The sequence below is a fragment of the Glycomyces arizonensis DSM 44726 genome (genome assembly GCF_000482705.1).
GTDB classification, from domain to species: domain Bacteria; phylum Actinomycetota; class Actinomycetes; order Mycobacteriales; family Micromonosporaceae; genus Glycomyces; species Glycomyces arizonensis.
On the sequence record NZ_KI519474.1, the window covers coordinates 280,547 to 298,295 of the forward strand.

Below are 17,749 nucleotides of genomic sequence, written 5' to 3' on the forward strand. Positions count from 1 at the left end.
GCCGCCAACGGGGAGACGGAGCGATCACTCCGAGCGGGGAAGCTGTGCCGCCGCGGATTCTCCGGATACGCTTCGTCCATGGCCGAGATTGACGATGTCCTCGCCCGCGCCGCCGACGGCGGCCGCATCAGCGCCGAGGAAGCCGAGCTGCTCTACACCGAAGCGCCCTTCCACGCGATGGCCGAGGCCGCGGACACCGTCCGCAGGTGCCTCATCGGCGACAACATCGTCACCTACATCATCGACCGCAACATCAACTACACCAACGTGTGCGTCACCGCCTGCAAGTTCTGCGCCTTCTACCGCGCCCCGAAGCACGAGGAGGGCTGGGACCACTCGCTCGAGGAGATCCTGCGCCGCTGCGGTGAGGCCGTCGAGCTCGGTGCCACGCAGGTGATGCTCCAAGGCGGCCACCACCCCGAGTTCGGCGTCGAGTACTACGAGACGCTCTTCGGCGCCGTCAAGCGCGAGTACCCGCAGCTGGTCATCCACTCCATCGGCCCCTCGGAGATCGCCCACATGGCGAAGGTCTCCGGCACCTCCATCGAGGAGGCGATCAAGCGCATCAAGACCGCCGGACTCGACTCGATCGCCGGGGCGGGCGCGGAGATGCTCCCCGCTCGGCCCCGCACGGCCCTCGCCCCGCTCAAGGAGTCCGGCGAGCGCTGGCTCGAGATCATGGAGACCGCCCACAACCTGGGCCTCGAATCCACCGCCACGATGATGATGGGCACCGGCGAGACCGCCCACGAGCGGATCGAGCACCTGCGCATGATCCGCGACGTGCAGGACCGCACCGGCGGCTTCCGCTCGTTCATCCCCTGGACCTACCAGCCGGAGAACAACCACCTCAAGGGCCGCACGCAGGCGACGGCCATGGAGTACCTGCGCCTCTTGGCCACGGCCCGCCTGTACTTCCACAACGTGAAGCACCTCCAGTCGTCGTGGCTGACCACCGGCAAGGCGGCCGGGCAGCTGAGCCTCCACCTCGGCGTGGACGACCTCGGCTCGATCATGCTGGAGGAGAACGTGATCTCCTCGGCGGGCGCGCGCCACCGCTCGCGCCTCTCGGAGCTGATCGAGCTCATCCGCACGGCCGACCGCATTCCGGCGCAGCGGAACACGGTCTACGAGCGCATGTCCGTCCACTGGACGCCCGAGGACGACCCGACCGACGACCGGGTCCGGTCGCACTTCTCGACGATAGTCGGAAGCATGAAGTAGAGCTCGACGATAGTCGGAAACATGAAATAGAGCTCGACGATAGTGGGAAGCATGAAGTAGAGCTCGACAATAGTGACCCAGCTGCAAGCAGGCTGACCGATACCACGCAGCGGGGCGCGGGCCGAAAGGCCCGCGCCCCGCCGTCATTCCCCCTGGTCGCCTCAGTCGTCGTCCCAGTCGTCGCCGTCGTCATCGTGGTGGTCGTCGTCGTCACGACCGTCATCGTCGTCCCAGTCGCCGTCCCCGTTGTCGTCGGAGCCGTCGTCATCCCGGTCGTCCTCGACGGTGATGTTCGCCTGCGGCTGCCCGTCGGCGCAGGTCACGTCGTAATCGACGTCCGTCGTGCCGCTGGTGAACTCGACCTCGGCGTCGTTGTCGTCGCCATCGTCGTCGTCCCGGTCGTCGTCCGGCACCGCCTCGACGTCGTCGACGGTGTAGCCGTCCGCGGCCACCCACCAGACGAGCTCGGGCCCGTCGGCGGTGCACTCCGCGAAGACCGTGCCGCCGTCGCTCGGGAAGACCTCCTCCCCGTCGCCGGTCGCGGTGTCGTCCGGCACCGCGTCGAGCTCACCGGTCGGCCCGTCGGCCGTCCCCTCGCTCTGCCCGCCGCTCGGCGGCGTCGAATCGTCTTCCTGCGCGAGCGCGATCGATCCGAATCCCGCCGCGGCGATGACCGCGGCTCCTGTGCTTGCCAGTAGCAGTTTCCTGTTCATGCGCACCAGCGTCGCCCCCCGGGCGCTAAGAGGACGCTAAGCGCCCTCTAACTCGGCCCCAAACGCTCATATGAGATCCCCGATCTCCCGCTTGATGAGCGAGGCGTTCACGCCCGAGTTCGGGCATCCGCCGAAGTGGTGCAGCGCGATCACCTCGTGCGTGTCGCGCGAGAGCACCGGCGAGCCCGAGGAGCCGAACTCGGTGTCGCAGTAGTAAGCGACGTCGCTGTTCGCGATGTAGCCGTCGTAGACGGGCCGGTTGACCACGCAGTTGCCACCGTCGACGGTGGACTCGATGGCGATCTCGGTCGCCCGCCCGGCCGGGTGCTGAGGGATGTAGATCGCCTCGCCGCGCCGGATCTCGTCGGTCGACAGCGTCAGGTACCCGAACTGCTCGATCGCGTCGAAGTCCTCGACGCTGAACAGCGTGTAGTCCAGATCCTCCGATGTGGCCAGGACCCGCCTGCCGTCGACCTTGATCGGATTGGTCTCCTCGCCGCCCTCGCAGGTGGTGCACTCGTAGCCGAACCACACCTCGGTGCGCCGGGCCTCCCACGTCTCGGAGAAGCAGTGGTGGTTGGTCAGCATCCGGTTGTCCTCGCCGACGCGGAACGCCGTGCACAGGATCGTGCCGTCGATGAGCAGCCGCGCCACCGGGTCGGCGTGGTCGACGATCTCGGGATAGGAGCTCTCGTAGCACACCGAGGGCTTCTTGTCGTCGGCCGAGCACAGGCTCTCCTCGGGCCTGGCCCGCTCGTTCTTCTCGTCGACGAGGTCGGCGACGACGTCCTGCGGGAAGCCGTAGGCGACCTTGTCGAAGACGGCCCCGAGCGCGCTGGAGGCGACGTCTTCGGCGCTCTTGTGCAGTTCGACGATCGCGGTGTCGCCGCTGATGGACGTGGCCCACTCGCCCACCGCCGCGTCGTCGTAGCGGTACGACTCGGCGCCGTCGGGGCTGGAGACGGTCACGTAGTCGTCGCCGGTGAGCAGCAGCCGCTCGAAGTGGAGCTTGACATAGCTCGCGTCCGGCCGGGAGAACTCGATGACGTCGGTGTCGTCGGCGTAGGTCAGCGACGTTGCCGCCTCCACGACGTCGCCGACTGTGATGAGTCCCAGCGCCGCCTCGTCGACGGGGAGGTGCTCGACCGTCCCGCCTAGACCGAGTAGATCGTCTCCGGCGAACGCGCTGGGGACCACGATGGCCGCCGCGCCGACGGCGAGGGCTCCCGCCGCGGCCGCCAGCGCGATGTTGCGGTGCCTGCGGCGGCTGGCCGGCACCCGGCCCCCTCGCCGCCTCGGACCGTGATTCCGCAATGATGCCGCCACCGCGTGCCCCTTCCACGAGAGATGTGTCGGAGGTTCAACGAGCGAGCCGCGGAGAAGTTGCGCGCCCGACCGTCCTCAGCGGGGCAGCTCGGCGGTCGGCTGGCAGCGGTGCAGGACCTCCTCCAGCCCCGGCCTGGTGGCCAGGACCAGCAGTTTGTCGCCCGCCTGGATGCTGAAGGCCGCGTCGGGGTTCCACCGCACGCCGCCGCTGGCGCGCTTGACGGCCAGCAGCCGGTGCGAGCCGAGCGCCGTGGCCTCCTGGGCGCGCGCGTCGTCGAGCCGCCCGCCCGCGCCGACGACGACCTCGCCTATGTAGACGAGCTCGCCGCGCACCGGGATCGTCTCGAGGATCTCGTCCTCGGTCAGCGCCGCCGCGAACGAGGCCGCGGCGACCTCGGGCGCGCTGTACGAGGAGTGCCGGGAGGCGTCCCGCGGCGAGGTGCGCGTGTTGAGGTTCCTGCGCACCAGCGCCGCGAACTCGGGGCTGTAGATGCGCATGACGGTGCGCAGGTCGGACTTGCACTCCAGTCCGGACAGCGCGGTCTCGAGGTTCTGCGAGTCCTGTTTGGCCATCGCCACCAGCGACCGGCAGTACCTGATCTCGGCCTCCCGCAGCGTCTCCGGCCGGGAGGCGTCGCCGAGGAGCACCTGCGCCCCGGCGGCGCGCGCGGCCTGGATGCCGATCGCGTCGCGGTCCTTCTCGATGGCCACCACCGGGATCTTGAGCGCCCGCAGCCGCTCGACCACGCGAGTGCCGAGGTTGCCGAGGCCCACGACGATGACGTGGTCGCGCACCGAGTCGACGATCCGCCCTTCGGCGAGCGCGTAGCGGCGTCCCACGAGCGCCTGGACGATCGCGCCGGTGACGACCGGGATGATGAGCGCCCCGGCCACGACGACCACGGCATGGGTGACCTTGACCCACGGCTGGGCGGCCATCTCGGGGTCGATGCCGCCCCCGGCCATGAGCGTGATGATGTACAGCGCGTCCCAGGCGTTGCCGACCGGGTTCGCGATGCTGGCGAAGTGCGTCAGCGTCCAGAAGCCGCCGGACATGACGATGATGAGCACGACCGCGGCGATCCGCAGCTTCGTGTCCACGGTGCGCCGCAGGCCGTACATGGTCCGGCGCAGGAACCGGACCGCCGCCCCTGGTTCGGGCCTGAACCAGCGGTGCGACCGCTCGGGTTCGAGGCACAGCACCCGCACTGACTTCTTGCGGTTCTCGGTGATCACCTCCAGGCCGCCGTTGTCGCCGTTGTCGTTGTCGCTGGCGACGACCCACTGCGCCTGGGCGCGCTCGTCGGGTTCGCGCGTGAGGTACAGGCGCCGGTCCCAGATGTCGATGTCGCCGGGCGGGATCTGCTGGAGCGCGGCGGCGGCGTAGGTGCGGGCGACCATGTCGGCGTCGGACTCGACGTAGATGCCCTGGTCGCCGAGCAGCAGCCGGATGCGGTCGCGCAGCTGCCGGTTGTACATCCGGATGACGAGCCTGGGGAGGGTGTCGTCGCCGAGCTGGTGCGACATCTCGCGGATCTCGAGGGCGAGGTGGAGGTTGGCGACGTCGTCCTGGGCCATGAGGGCGACCGCGTAGGCCTCCAGGAGGCCGGCCTTGCGGATGGTCTGCGAGGAGAGCTGCTGCTCCTCGACGACGGTCAGGCGGGGGTTGACCTCGGACTCCTTGCGGATCTCGTCGCGCTGGGCGCCCGGCCCGGGCTTGATCAGCGCGGTGACGCGGTACGAGAAGCGCTCGGTCAGGTTCTTGATGAACCTGAGCGTCAACCCGTTGTCGCCGAGGACGATGACGAGCCGTTCGTGACCGGCTTCGCCTTCCGCGGGCACGTGAGGTGGCGGCCCGCCCGGTCCACCGGCGATCGGGGGCACGGTATCGGGGTACATGAAAGCAGTCTATTGAGTTTCGGCAAACGCAGCGCCCCCCGGCGAGCCGGGCGATGGCCTTGGGAGAGGGCGGGACCGGTCCGCGCCGCCCTACTCGCCGATGCGCTTCAGCAGTTCGTCCACATCGGTCTCGTAGTCGTACCAGTCGACGTCGTGGACGAAGCCGAGCTCGGAGTTGATCCAGCGGACGTCGTCGGCGGTGTCCATCGTCCACGTCTGGACGTCGACCAGCTGCGGTTCGGCCCGGCGCAGCTCGGTCAGCAGCCGGGCCTTCATGGACATCGCCAGCCCGTACGAGCGGTGCCCGGGGGCCACGACCGTGTCGTACTGGTCGGCGCGCGTCGGCCGCTGCGCCGAGACGACGAGCTCGGTCAGGCCGACGACGTTGTCGAACGGCTCGGCGATCGCCACGACGATGTGGGAGCGCATGCCCCGCCGGTCCAGCGTCGCCAGCGAGTCCCGCAGCCGGTCGGCCTGGGCCGAGCCGCGCCACTCGGGCACCACCACGACCGGGTCGCTGGTGGTGCGCAGGTTGGCCTTGACGTCCGCGTACGAGTCGATCAGCCGCTCCGGGACGCTTCCGGCGTGGTATTCGAGCCGGTACCCGGCGGCGAGGCGTCCCGCGGCGTGCTCGATCTTCTCCCAGTCGATCTCGGTCCACCGCAGCAGGTGGCGCTGCTCGACGACGGCCCGCTCGAAGCCGAGCCTGTCGTAGAAGCCGACGGCCGGAGTGGTGGCGATGACCTCGACCGACAGGGTCCGGCAGCCGCCCGCCCCGGCGCACCGGGCGACCTCCCGCAGCAGGTCCTTCCCGACGCCCCTGCCGCGGGCCTCGGGCCTGGTCGAGATCTCGACCACGGCCGTGCCGGCCTGGTCGCCGCCGAACATGATGAGGCTGGCGTGGCCGAGCAGGTCGCCGTCCTCGTCCCGGTAGAGGAAGAGGGACCGCTGGTCGTCCGGCAGCGTCCCGACCAGGTAGTCGTGGAGCCGCTCGGTTCGCCACCGCGGTTCGGCGGGCATGTCGGCCGCGGTCATGTCGTTGAGCACCGAGCACCAGTCGCGGATGTCATCGGCTGTCATCTCGCTGGGCGCGAGCTGCATCAGGGGCATCTCTCAATCCTTACCCGATATCGTCGCCGTCGGCACCCCCGGCGCCGCTTTCGGCGCCGCGGAGGCCGGGCGGCATTGTCACCGCGCGAACCTCTCAGGTTACTCTGTGGAGCATTGATACGTTCGATCGGTGGTCGTCTGGGCCCGAATCCGGACGCGGGGGACGCTCGGAGGCGAACCCGGGCGGAGCAGCCGGTCACTCCGTCGGATCGTGGGCGGGCCGCGCTCGGCCCGCGGGGCTCACGCCATGGTGCTCTTCCTGCCGTAGTCGTCGGCCCGGTCGTAGACCTTCTGCACGTAGGCGTCGACGTGGTTGTAGCTGTAGACGGCGTCGTACCAGTCCGTCGGGTCGGTCAGGTCGTGGCCGTCGGCGCACAGGTAGTTCGCCGCGGCGGTGGTCGCGTCGTCGATGTTGTTCGGGTCCTTGACGCCGTCGCCGTTGCCGTCGGCGCCCCACTGCTCCCACGTCTCCGTCATGAACTGCATCGGCCCCTGCTCGCCGTGCTCGGGCCCGACGATGTCGGTCATGGTGGTGCCGTCGGCGAGGATGCGGTTGCCGCCGATGGTGCCGTGGGCGGTCTCGGTGGAGCCGATCCCGGCGAGGGTGGTCCACGACAGGTGGCAGTCGGGGTTCTGGACGCTCGAGATGAGCTCGGCCCTCCCGTAGGAGACCAGGGCCCGCTCGGGGATGCCGAGGTGGGCGAGGCTCTGCGCCCAGTCGTTGATGTCGTCCACGGCGGCCTGGGTGGAGGAGTCGGACGGGGCCGCGGTCTCGCCGGCGACCTCGTCGGTCTCGACCGGCAGCCCCGGCGCGGGCGCGTCCTCGGGACTGAGCACCAGCGGGCGCTCCTCGGGGGTCGGCTCGGGCTCGGTGCCGAACGACCAGGCCGGTCCGGCCGAGGGCACCACGTGGAAGCCGGCGACGATCGCCCCGGCGAGCGCCGCGGCCGTCACGACGCACTGGACGGCAAGACGCCCCGCGGGGGCGCGCAGCGCCCGGAAGCAGGCGCGGACGGCGCGTCCGACGGCCTTGAGGGCCTTCCAGGGCAGCAGGGCGAGCTTTCGGAGCAGGAGTGCGAACCACACGAAAGCGAGTATCCCTTCCCATTGCTCGGCGGCCTACGCCGCCCGGCCCGCGCTCGACGCGCCTTGGAGGTTCCGGCGGTGTGCGCCGCCCGGGCTTGTGACCGTGCGCCTCGGGGCCGCGGCGGTATCCGCCGCCCGAAGGCGTCCTAGAGGTTCCGACAGCGCGCGCCGCCCGAGAGCGCGAACCGGGGCACCGGGGGAGTCCGGCACGAAGGTGAGTATTCCCCATCCGGGCGGGCGGGGGCAAGCGCTAGCGGGCGAGTATTCCTCGCACTCGACCCCGGAAGCCGGGCCCGGGTGCGAACAATTCTGCACGTTCCGCCACCTGGCCAACGCTTCCCGGCGAACAATTCTGTTTCAGGCGATACAGGCCGCTACCCGCGGCGTCCATGATCGTTCTCCTATGGGATCCATGGTTGCCACGAGCAGATCCGCGGGCGGAACCGCCTCACAGCCGCCGCCGAACGCGACCCAGCCAGTCGTACGGGGTCTGAATGCCCATCACATCCGGTAACCGACTGAGATGGGGGAGACACTGTGAGGCCGCAGGGCTGCGTGTACGCGCACCAGCGCGCCACAGCCCGGCATACGGGGGCTGAACGAAAGTTGATCGACACGTGGATACGACTACGGCACTGCACGCGACAAACCCAGCCTATTCTCTGCCCAGCAATTGCGATTCGACAGCTCGCCGACCGGCAGCGGCGGCCGCCGACGTGCTTCCCTCAGGTGAGGTGACGTTCATGTTCACCGACATCGAAGGATCCACCCGCCTCGCCTCCGGGCTCGGCGCCGAGCCCTACCGGATCGTCCTGCACCGGCACCGGGCGCTCATCCGGGAGGTCCTGCGGCGGTACCGGGGCGCCGAGATAGAGACCGAGGGCGACTCGTTCTTCGTCGTCTTCGACGACGCCGCCGGAGCGGCCGCGGCCGCCTTCGAGATCCAGACCGCGCTCAGGGGCGCCCGCTGGCCCGACCTGGGACGCGGCAACGGCCCGATCCGGCCCAGAGTGCGCATGGGACTCCACACCGGCGAGGCCTGGCCGTCGGCGGGCGGCTACGCCACCCCGGAGGTCCACCGCACCGCGCGCATCTGCGCCGCCGCGCACGGCGACCAGATCCTCGCCTCCGCGCAGCACGCGGCCGCGGCCGGGCTCAGAGCGCCGTCATTGGAACGCCTCGGCTACTTCGAGCTGCGCGGCCTGCCCGGCACCACCGAACTGGTCCAGTTGCAGGCCCCCGGGCTCCCCAGCGAGTTCCCGCCGCCGCCGATCCGGCCGCACCGCCACAACCTGCCGGCCGACCTCAAGGCTCCGGTCGAGCGGCCCGAGGAGTACCGCGAACTCGACCGCGCCTTCGCCTCCCACCGCCTGGTCACCGTCACCGGCCTCGCCGGATGCGGCAAGACCACCCTGGTCCGGGCCTGGGCCAGGGGCCGGCTCCAGCACCACGGCGACGGCGTCTGGTACTGCCGTCCCGGCCACGACTTCGGCGCCTCGCTGCTCCAGGCCCTCGGCAGGCCCGCCGACACGCTCGGACGCCCGATCGAGACCGCCGTCGACCACCTGCGGCACCGCGACGCGCTCCTCGTCCTCGACGACGTCGAGCGCGCCCACGCCTGGGCCGTCGAGAAGCTCCTGCGCGAATGCCCCGGCCTGACGATCCTCGCCGCCGGGGTCCGCCCGTTCGAGCTGCCCGGCGAGGCCAAGCGGTCGCTCCAGCTGCCGCCGGTCGACGTGGCCGCCGCGATGCTCGCCGGGTTCTGCGAGGACCGCGGCGCCTCCTGGAGCGCCGCCGAATGCCGCGGCCTGGCCGCCGCCGTGGAGGGCTTCGTGCCCGCGCTGCGGGCACTGGCCGACGTCACCGCGTTCGGCTCCCCGAAGACGGCCCTGCGGCGCCTGCGGGACGACCCGGTCGCCGTCCTCGACGCGGGCGGCCGGTTCCGGGCCGCCGTCGACGAGGCGGTCGCCGCGATCTCCGGCCCGGCCCGCGCCGTGCTGCTGGAGCTCGCCGCGCGCAGCGACGGCGCCACCGTCGACGAGGTCCTCGACCTGTGCCGCCAGCGCGACGGCAGCCTGGAGGCCCTCGTGGAGCTCGTCGACGTCGCCCTGGTCGTCATCGAGCGGCCCGCGATGGAGCAGGCGCTCTACCGGGTGCCGACGCCGCTGCGGTGGCTGCTGCACGGCCGGGCCGAGCCGGTGCAGGTGCTCCCGAGCCTCGCCCGCAAGTTCGTCAACGCCGTCCGGATCGACACCGCGCTGGTGCGCGCCCGCTGAACCGCGTCCGGCTCCGGCGACCACTGCGACGAACGCGAGTCCGAATCCGATCGGATCCAGACTGCCGCCGCGTCCGCCGCCCCTGCGGGGGAACGTGTCCCGCGCATCGCCGGAGCCGGACCGCTCCGCGGCCGACTGCGGATGTGAGAGGCTGAGCCGGTGACTGACAGGCAACCGCAGCCGCTCCGCACCCGCACCTCGGCCGCCTACGCCGAGCGCGCCGCCCGGGTCATCCCCGGCGGCGTGAACTCCCCGGTCCGCGCCTTCCGAGGCGTCGGCGGCGACCCGGTGTACATAGCCGACGCCAGCGGCGCCCGCATGCGGGACGTCGACGGCAACACCTACGTCGACCTCGTGGGCTCCTGGGGCCCGCTCATCCTCGGGCACGCCCACCCCGCCGTCGTGGACGCGCTCGCGAAGGCCGCCGCGGGCGGCACCTCCTACGGCGCGCCGACCCTCGGCGAGATCGAGCTCGCCGAGGAGATCGTCTCGCGCACCCCGTGCGAGAAGGTCCGCCTCGTCTCCTCGGGCACCGAGGCCACCATGAGCGCCGTCCGGCTCGCGCGCGCCGCCACCGGCCGCGACAAGATCGTCAAGTTCGCCGGCTGCTACCACGGCCACGCCGACTACTTCCTCGCCGCCGCGGGCTCGGGCGTCGCCACGCTCGGCCACCCCGACTCGCCCGGCGTCCCCGCCTCCGCGGCCGCCGACACGATCGTCGTCCCCTACAACGACGCGGACGCGGTCGAGGCCGCCTTCGCCGCCCACCCCGACGCCATCGCGGCGGTCATCACCGAGGCCCTCCCCGGCAACATGGGCGCCGTCGCCCCGGTCGAGGGCTTCAACGAGCGGCTCTACGAGCTCGCCCGCGCCCACGGCGCGCTCCTGATCTCCGACGAGGTCATGACCGGCTTCCGCGTCGGCCCCGGCGGCCTGGCCGCCCCCGCCGACCTCTACACCTACGGCAAGGTCATGGGCGGCGGCCTGCCCGCCGCCGCGTTCGGCGGCCGGGCCGACCTGATGGACCTGATCAGCCCCGCCGGGCCCGTCTACCAGGCCGGGACCCTCTCGGGCAACCCGCTCGCCGTCGCCGCCGGGCTCGCCACGCTCCGCGCCTGCGACGAAGCGGTCTACCGCACACTCGACGCCACCGCCGAGGCGCTCGCGGGCATGGCGGACGAGGCGCTCACCAAGGCGGGCGTGCCGCACTGCGTCTCGGCGCCCTCGAACCTCTTCAGCATCTTCTTTTTTGAGCAGGGCTTCACCGAAGGTCCCGTCCGGAACTTCGACGACGCCTCCGCCCAGGACACCGACGCGTACGGCGCGTTCTTCCACGCCATGCTCGAAGGCGGCGTCTACCTCCCGCCGAGTGCCTTCGAATGCTGGTTCGTCTCCGCCGCGATCGATGAGGAAGCCCTGTCACACATCGAACAGGCACTGCCACGGGCCGCCGAAGCGGCGGCTAAGGTGCGGTCATGAGCGGCTCGAAGACCATCGTTCACCTGCTCCGGCACGGTGAGGTCCACAATCCGGACGGCATCCTGTACGGCAGGATCCCCGGATTCGGACTGTCCGACCTCGGACGCGAGATGGCCCTGGCCGCCGCCGAGGAGCTCGCCGGCCGCGACATCGTCCACGTCGGCGCCTCCCCGCTCCAGCGGGCACAGGAGACCGCCGAGCCGATCGCGGCCTCCCACCAGCTCGACACCGCCACCTACGACGGCCTCATCGAGGCCGCCAACTCCTTTGAAGGCAAGCGGGTCGGCGTCGGCGACGGCGCCCTCGGCCACCCCAGGTACTGGTGGCGCCTGCGCGACCCCTTCAAGCCCTCGTGGGGCGAGCCCTACATCGAGATCGCGCGCCGCGTGCTGGCCGCCGTCGAGACCGCCCGCGTCGCCGCCGAAGGCTGCGAGGCCGTCCTGGTCAGCCACCAGCTGCCGATCTGGACCGCCCGCCGCTTCGCCGAACGCAAGCGGCTGTGGCACGACCCGCGCAACCGCGAGTGCTCGCTGGCGTCGCTGACCAGCTTCGTCTACGAAGGCGCCGACATCGTGCGCATCGACTACGCCGAGCCCGCCGCCCACCTGCTGCTCAAGTCGGAGTCGGCACGACGGGCCAAGGGAGCCTGAGCATGGCGGTCCGGCGACGCGCGCTGCTCGCGGCCCTCCCGCTCCTGGGCCTCGCCGCCTGCACCGAAGGCGGCGACAACGCCAACCGCGTCAACGAGATCAACCGGGACCGCTTCGTCTCCGGCGACGGCTCCAACTACCGCTGGGACGACCCGGACAGCCGTCCCGAGGCCCCCGCCGTCACCGGCGAGAGCCTCACCGGCGACCCGCTCGACACCGGCGACTGGGCGGGCAGCGTCGTCGTCATGAACTTCTGGGGCTCGTGGTGCGCGCCGTGCCGCGCCGAAGCCGAGTACCTCGCCGAGGCCGCCGAGCACTTCGCCGATGAGGACGTCGAGTTCGTCGGCGTCAACATCCGCGACAGCGTCGACGCCGCCCTCGCCTTCGAGCAGCGCTACGGCATCGCCTACCCCTCGTTCAACGACGCGAGCGGCGCGATCGCCCTCCAGTTCATCGAATACGACATCTCCCCGACGACCATCCCCGCCACGTTCGTCATCGACCGCGAGATGCGCGTCTTCAGCGTCTGGCGCGAGGAGTTCAAGGACGCCGAGACCCTCATCGCCGACATCAACCAGGTGCTCAGGTGAACGCAGCCGAAACCGCCGCCTCAGGCCCCCTCCTCCTCGCCCTCGGCGTCGCCGCCCTCGCGGGCCTGGTCTCCTTCGCGTCGCCGTGCACGCTCCCCCTCATGCCCGGCTACGTCTCCTACGTGACCGGCCTCTCCGGCGAGGAACTCGCCGCGCGCGGCAGGGGAGAGGCCGACACCGCGGGCAGCCGACGGGGCCGCATCCTCACCGGCTCGCTCCTGTTCGTCGCCGGATTCACCGCCGTCTACACCACCGTCGTCTTCGCCCTCCAGAGCGCCGGGCGGGCCCTGCTCACCAACAGCTCCACCCTTGAGACCGTCGTCGGCGTCTTCATGATCGCCATGGGCCTCATGTTCATCGGCCTCATCCCCGCCAATCGCGGCTTCGCCCCGCGCTGGCGGCCCGCCGTCGGCCTCGCCGGGGCGCCCCTGTTCGGCGCGGTCTTCGCGCTCTCGTGGATCCCGTGCACCTCGCCGGTGCTCGCCGCGATCACCAGTCTCGCCGTCATCCAGGACGGCACCGCCCGCGGCGTCGGCCTCATGATCGCCTACTGCTTCGGGCTCGGCCTGCCGTTCGTGCTCTTCGCCGTCGGCATGCACCGCCTCGCGAGGGCCCTGGACTTCATGAAGCGGCACGGGCGTGGGATCTCCATCGCGGGCGGCGCCATGCTCGTCGCCGTCGGCCTCATGCTCGCCACCGGCGCCTGGACCGAGTTCACCAATTGGCTGAGAGCGACCGTCGGAGCGGGGGAGATCTGGTTGTGACGACATCCGAACCGGCCACGCGCGAGAGCCCGAGCGGGGGAGAGACGGCCGTGAGACGATCCCCCCGGAAATCACCCCTGAAGGCCACCCGCTCCTTCGGCCGCCGCTGGTGGCACCAGCTCACCTCGATGCGGACCGCGCTGCTGCTCCTGCTCGCCCTCGCGCTCGCCGCGATCCCCGGCTCGACGTTCCCGCAGCGCTCCATCAGCCCGCCCGACGTCGACGCCTACTACGCCGACCACCCCTCCCTCGCGCCGTTCCTCGACCGGCTGTGGGCCTTCGACGTCTACACCTCGCCGTGGTTCTCCGCGATCTACCTGCTGCTCATGATCAGCCTCATCGGCTGCATCATCCCCAGGCTCGGCGTCCACCTCAAGGCCCTGCGCGCCGCCCCGCCGGACGCGCCCAGGCGCATGGAGATCCTGCCCTACCACCGCCGCCTCGACGGCGCCAACGAGACCAGGGCCAGGGCCGCGCTCAAGCAGCACCGCTTCAGAACCGTCAGACGCGAGTCCGACGACGGCACCGTCACCCTCGCCGCCGAGAAGGGGTACCTGCGCGAGAGCGGCAACCTGCTGTTCCACACCAGCATCATCTTCATCCTCATCGGCGTCGCCGCCGGGAGCCTGTTCAGCTGGTACGGCAACCGGATCCTCTCCGAAGGCGAGGACCAGGCCTTCTGCAACAACCTCCAGCAGTACGACGAGTACGGCCTCGGCGCCTACGTCTCCGAGACCAGCCTGCCGCGGTTCTGCGTCCAGCTCGACGACTTCGACGCCGAGTTCTCAGGCGGCGGCCCCACCGACTTCGACGCCGACGTCACCTACACCGTCGACGGCACCGAGGACACCTACGACCTGCGCGTCAACCACCCGCTCAACATCGACGGCACCAACGTCTTCCTCATCGGGCACGGCTACACCGCCGTGGCCACCTACACCGACCGCTACGGCAACGCCCAGACCGTCCACCAGCCGTTCCTGTCCATGGACGCCGCCCTCAACTCCGAGGGCGCGTTCAAGTTCCCCGACGCCAACTTCAACCCCGAGACCGGCGAGGTGGACGCGGACGCCGAAGTCGGCTTCGACGCGGTCCTCGTGCCGACCTACGACGACTCGACGGCGATGCTCCTCGGCTCCGACCCCGAGCTGAACAACCCCGTCCTCGCCCTCACCGCCTACCGCGGCGACCTCGGCATGGGCGACGGCCTGCCCGAGTCGGTCTACAGCGTCAACGCCGACCAGATCGCCTCGGGCGACCTCGAGGTGCTCAACGACGAGGCCGAGGTCATCGGCGTCGGCGACTCGATGGAGCTCGACGACGGCTCCACCCTCACCTTCGACGGCGTCGAGCAGTACGCCGTCCTCCAGGTCCGCTACGACCCGGGAGGACCCATCGTGCTGGCCGGCGCGGTGATCCTCATCGGGGCGCTGCTGCCGACGCTGACGGTGCGGCGCAGGCGGTACTGGATCCGGTGGAACCCCGACGGCACCGTCGAGACCGCCGGCCTCAACCGCAACGACTACGACGGCCTGGAGGAGGAGTGCGACGGCATCACCGCCGACATCGCGCCCGACTACCGGCCGCCCGAACCCAGAACCGATTCCGAAGAACCCATCGGGAGCACGTCATGACCGGAGCCCAAGCGGCGAACGCGCTGTTCGTCGCGACCATCGTCACTTACGCGGCGGCGATGTTCGCCTACGCGCTCGAATACGCCTTCGACAAGCGCGCCTCGCCCAAGCGGGCCGGGGTGCTCGTGGCCTCCGGCGGCGAGGCCGTCGACGGCGACGAACGCCTTGACGAGCGCGCCGACGACGCCGCGAGCACCGCCCCCATCACCCCCGCCGCGGCGCGCGGCGCCGGGCGGCTCGGCCTCATCCTCACCTACCTCGGCACCGCCGCGCTCGCCGCGTCGATCGTCACCCGCGTCGTCTACACCGGACGGTGGCCGTGGGGCAACATGTTCGAGTACACCGTCGGCGTGGCGCTCGCCGGGATGGTCACCTGGCTGGTCCTGGTGCAGAACCGGCACGTGCCCCGCCGCCTGGGCCTGTTCGCCACGTTCGCCGTGACGATGGTGCTCGGCACGTCGGTGCGGGTCTACACCGACGCCGGTCCGCTGGTCCCGGCCCTGGACTCGTACTGGATCATCATCCACGTCACCGCAGCGATCACCGCCTCCGGCACGCTCCTCATCGGCTGCGTGTTCGCGATCCTGCACCTGCTCAAGCGCCGCCACGACCGGCAGGTCTCCGACGGCAAGTGGGTCGGCTTCCCGCTCAGCGTGGCCGAGCGCCTGCCGGACGCGACGATCCTGGAGCGCGTGACGTTCAAGATCCACGTGTTCGCGTTCCCGCTTTTGACGTTCGGGATCTTCGCGGGCTCGGTGTGGGCCCACTTCGCGTGGGGCCGCTACTGGGCGTGGGACCCGAAGGAGGTCTGGGCCTTCATCGCATGGGTCGTGTACGCGGCCTACCTGCACGCCAGGGTCTCGGGCCGCTCGGCGAAGGCGAACGCGCCGTGGATCGCGATCCTCGGCTACGCGGTCATGCTGTTCAACCTGACCGCCGTGAACCTCGTCTTCTCGGGCCTGCACTCCTACGCGGGCGTCTGACAATCGTCAACGCTCCGTAGCCGCGCCTTATATATAGCGATACGGAACGGCCCCCGCCGATCGGCGGGGGCCGTTCCGTATCACTGTGCCGTTACCGCAGCGGGGGCCTCCGGTCGCCGGGGTTCATGGTCGGCTGCGGTTCGCGGTTGCCGTCCACCGCCGCGAACGGCTGCCGGCGCTGCTGCGCGTCGCGCTGGTCGGGGACGATGTTCCGGCTGCGCGCCTGCGCCCGCGTGGCGGGCGCGGCCGAGCGGCGCGCCCGGGCCAGCTGCGGCGGCACCGGCTCGACGCCGACCTTCCCGTCGTTCTCGTCGATCTCGATGCCCAGCTGCTCCCGGCGCGAGACGGTCTTCGGCGTCGCGCCCATGAGCGCGAACAGCAGCACGATGATGCACACCGTGGCCACGCCGAGGATCGGCAGGATCAGCATGATCGGGTCGATCCCGTCCACCGGGTTGCGGCCCTGGTCGGCCAGCTCCACCCGCACGCCCGCCATGCCCGTGTAGTGCATGCCGCAGATCGCGAACGCCATCACGACCGCCGCGGCCGTCTGCCACTTCCAGCCGTCCAGGTACATCCCGCACGCCAGCGCCGCCGTTGCCGCGACCACCGCGATCACCACCGCCGCCCAGAAGTAGGCGCGGTCGTACGTGATCTCGCCGGAGATGTTGATCGCGGCCATGCCCGAGTAGTGCATGGAGACCACGCCGAGGCCGGTCAGCGGCCCCGCCATGAGGATCTTCGCGGCCGTGTTGCGGCGGCCCATGCCCGCGACGGACAGGCCGAAGAAGACCGATCCGATCGAGACGGCCAGGCTCAGGAACGTGATCGCCGGGTCGTAGGCGATGTCGGACTCGATCACCCGGAAGCCGATCATCGCGGTGAAGTGCATCATCCAGATCGCCGTGCCGCCGAGGGCGAGGGCCGCCAGGGCGATCCACCGGAGCCGCTTGGCGGTGGCGCGCACCGTCCCGAACTGCTTGCGCGCCTGCGTCATGCACATCAGCGCCAGCAGTGAACCGGCGAATGCGAACCCGAAACTCATGAATGGATTGATCCACCCATAGGTGAAGTGACTTAGGTGTTCCATCCGCGGTCTTCCTCCTCAGGTCGACACCCGTTACTGGAATGTTTCACTTTTGCGATCTGCGCGATTCGAAACGGTATACGACTACCGTCTGGAGACGTTTGCCGGACGCAACGTGGGCGTCCGCGCGCCGTGCGAGTACAGGGCCGCCCGGGACCGAGCGCGGCCAGCCAGCGCGCTCGGCCTCGAAGGCGGACACACCGTCGCCGGCGGCGAGCACCGCCGGTGCGAAGGCGGGGGCCGCCACGGGATCGGGCCGGCCGGGCACGAAGCGCCGAAGTTCGCGCGCGGCGGCCGGGCAGTGCGTCTCCATGTGGCGGACCTCCTGAACGGTATGGCTCAACGGTGCCCCACGGCGGCCGGTCCCCGTCGCACAGCCTGTGCGAGTCGCATGCGGACGGTGTTCTCCTCGCGACGGTCCACTCCACGCCGGACGCCGCACGCCCGTTCCCGCTGCACGGAGGCTCGCGACCGCGCCGCTCCGAATCCCCCGCGGCGAGGGGTCCCCCTAACGCACCGGACGCCGTCGAACGGGGCAGGCGCCGTCGGCTATGCGGCTCAATTTGTAGTCTGAACAGCTGAATACGCCATATGCATGTGTCCGAAATTATGTGATTTAATCGGAATCGTGCCCCCGCGTCGTCGGTAACGCGGTCGACTTGAGAACTCCAGTACGCCCCTGGATTTCGGAGCCCTCTTTCGTCATGATGGAATCTGCTGGGCTTCACATGCCGACCGCGCCGCGCCCCAGCGGCCCGCGGAGGGCAGCCGGCGCGACGCCGGCCCTAGACAGAACCGGTGCCCATGCCCGGAGCCGGTCTGACACAGAGGACCACCCCAGGAGGCTAGACAAGGTGAGCAAGCGCAGCTCGAACCGAGCGGGTTCAGCGGCTCGACGAGGTCCGTTGGGTCTGCCCCGCATCGCCGA

Annotated in this window: 14 protein-coding genes; 8 read left to right on the top strand and 6 right to left on the bottom strand. The window is 70.7% G+C overall.

The genetic code is table 11. From position 1 onward, the window contains the following. The first annotated feature begins 78 nt into the window (after positions 1–78). The gene (mqnC, locus tag H613_RS28390; protein WP_035738914.1) at positions 79–1,224 is read left to right on the top strand and encodes a cyclic dehypoxanthinyl futalosine synthase; all 1,146 of its coding nucleotides are present in this window, start codon (positions 79–81) and stop codon (positions 1,222–1,224) included. A 161-nt stretch (positions 1,225–1,385) separates the two neighbouring features. Here mqnC and H613_RS29605 read toward each other — a convergent pair whose 3' ends face one another. From H613_RS29605 to H613_RS29610, 5 genes are all read right to left on the bottom strand, one after another. Continuing rightward, positions 1,386–1,937, bottom strand: a complete 552-nt coding sequence (locus tag H613_RS29605; RefSeq protein WP_051393681.1) for a hypothetical protein — start codon at positions 1,935–1,937, stop codon at positions 1,386–1,388. 66 nt (positions 1,938–2,003) lie between these two features. Then, positions 2,004–3,215 (bottom strand): trypsin-like serine peptidase, encoded by a 1,212-nt coding sequence (locus H613_RS28400; RefSeq protein ID WP_051393682.1) that lies wholly within the window; start codon positions 3,213–3,215, stop codon positions 2,004–2,006. Between the two features lie 123 nt (positions 3,216–3,338). After that, a complete protein-coding gene (locus H613_RS0121990; RefSeq protein WP_084546856.1) occupies positions 3,339–5,162 on the bottom strand; it encodes a potassium channel family protein in 1,824 nt (607 codons plus the stop codon). 90 nt (positions 5,163–5,252) lie between these two features. After that, positions 5,253–6,272 (bottom strand): GNAT family N-acetyltransferase, encoded by a 1,020-nt coding sequence (locus H613_RS0121995; RefSeq protein ID WP_035738915.1) that lies wholly within the window; start codon positions 6,270–6,272, stop codon positions 5,253–5,255. 240 nt (positions 6,273–6,512) lie between these two features. Continuing rightward, positions 6,513–7,358, bottom strand: coding sequence for a lytic transglycosylase domain-containing protein (locus H613_RS29610; RefSeq protein WP_051393683.1), 846 nt, complete (start codon positions 7,356–7,358; stop codon positions 6,513–6,515). Positions 7,359–8,092: 734 nt separating this feature from the next. Here H613_RS29610 and H613_RS29615 point away from each other — a divergent pair. From H613_RS29615 to ccsB, 7 genes are all read left to right on the top strand, one after another. Continuing rightward, entirely contained in the window at positions 8,093–9,634 is a 1,542-nt protein-coding gene (locus H613_RS29615) for an adenylate/guanylate cyclase domain-containing protein (RefSeq protein WP_026925466.1), read from the top strand. Positions 9,635–9,793: 159 nt separating this feature from the next. Then, positions 9,794–11,113 carry a glutamate-1-semialdehyde 2,1-aminomutase gene (gene hemL, locus H613_RS0122010; RefSeq protein WP_026925467.1) on the top strand — a complete coding sequence of 440 codons (1,320 nt, stop codon included), beginning with the start codon at positions 9,794–9,796 and terminating at the stop codon, positions 11,111–11,113. Further along, entirely contained in the window at positions 11,110–11,763 is a 654-nt protein-coding gene (locus tag H613_RS0122015) for a histidine phosphatase family protein (protein WP_026925468.1), read from the top strand. The genes hemL and H613_RS0122015 overlap by 4 nt, the downstream gene beginning before the upstream one ends. 2 nt (positions 11,764–11,765) lie before the next feature. Then, positions 11,766–12,353 (top strand): TlpA family protein disulfide reductase, encoded by a 588-nt coding sequence (locus H613_RS0122020; protein WP_035738917.1) that lies wholly within the window; start codon positions 11,766–11,768, stop codon positions 12,351–12,353. Next, positions 12,350–13,117 (top strand): cytochrome c biogenesis CcdA family protein, encoded by a 768-nt coding sequence (locus tag H613_RS0122025; protein ID WP_026925469.1) that lies wholly within the window; start codon positions 12,350–12,352, stop codon positions 13,115–13,117. Before H613_RS0122020 ends, H613_RS0122025 begins: the two co-directional genes overlap by 4 nt. A 50-nt stretch (positions 13,118–13,167) precedes the next feature. Further along, entirely contained in the window at positions 13,168–14,751 is a 1,584-nt protein-coding gene (gene resB / locus H613_RS28415) for a cytochrome c biogenesis protein ResB (RefSeq protein ID WP_051393684.1), read from the top strand. Next, the gene (gene ccsB, locus H613_RS0122035; protein ID WP_026925470.1) at positions 14,748–15,734 is read left to right on the top strand and encodes a c-type cytochrome biogenesis protein CcsB; all 987 of its coding nucleotides are present in this window, start codon (positions 14,748–14,750) and stop codon (positions 15,732–15,734) included. Before resB ends, ccsB begins: the two co-directional genes overlap by 4 nt. A gap of 91 nt (positions 15,735–15,825) precedes the next feature. Here ccsB and H613_RS28420 read toward each other — a convergent pair whose 3' ends face one another. Continuing rightward, positions 15,826–16,779, bottom strand: a complete 954-nt coding sequence (locus H613_RS28420) for an MHYT domain-containing protein (protein ID WP_051393685.1) — start codon at positions 16,777–16,779, stop codon at positions 15,826–15,828. Positions 16,780–17,749 lie beyond the last annotated feature (970 nt).

What these genes read in the sequence shown, in the direction of transcription:
- mqnC (WP_035738914.1), top strand. Translation starts at nt 79, where the DNA reads ATGGCCGAGATTGACGATGTCCTCGCCCGCGCCGCCGACGGCGGCCGC.
- H613_RS29605 (WP_051393681.1), bottom strand. Translation starts at nt 1,937, where the DNA reads ATGAACAGGAAACTGCTACTGGCAAGCACAGGAGCCGCGGTCATCGCC.
- H613_RS0121990 (WP_084546856.1), bottom strand. Translation starts at nt 5,162, where the DNA reads ATGTACCCCGATACCGTGCCCCCGATCGCCGGTGGACCGGGCGGGCCG.
- H613_RS0121995 (WP_035738915.1), bottom strand. Translation starts at nt 6,272, where the DNA reads ATGCCCCTGATGCAGCTCGCGCCCAGCGAGATGACAGCCGATGACATC.
- H613_RS0122015 (WP_026925468.1), top strand. Translation starts at nt 11,110, where the DNA reads ATGAGCGGCTCGAAGACCATCGTTCACCTGCTCCGGCACGGTGAGGTC.
- H613_RS0122020 (WP_035738917.1), top strand. Translation starts at nt 11,766, where the DNA reads ATGGCGGTCCGGCGACGCGCGCTGCTCGCGGCCCTCCCGCTCCTGGGC.
- ccsB (WP_026925470.1), top strand. Translation starts at nt 14,748, where the DNA reads ATGACCGGAGCCCAAGCGGCGAACGCGCTGTTCGTCGCGACCATCGTC.
- H613_RS28420 (WP_051393685.1), bottom strand. Translation starts at nt 16,779, where the DNA reads ATGAGTTTCGGGTTCGCATTCGCCGGTTCACTGCTGGCGCTGATGTGC.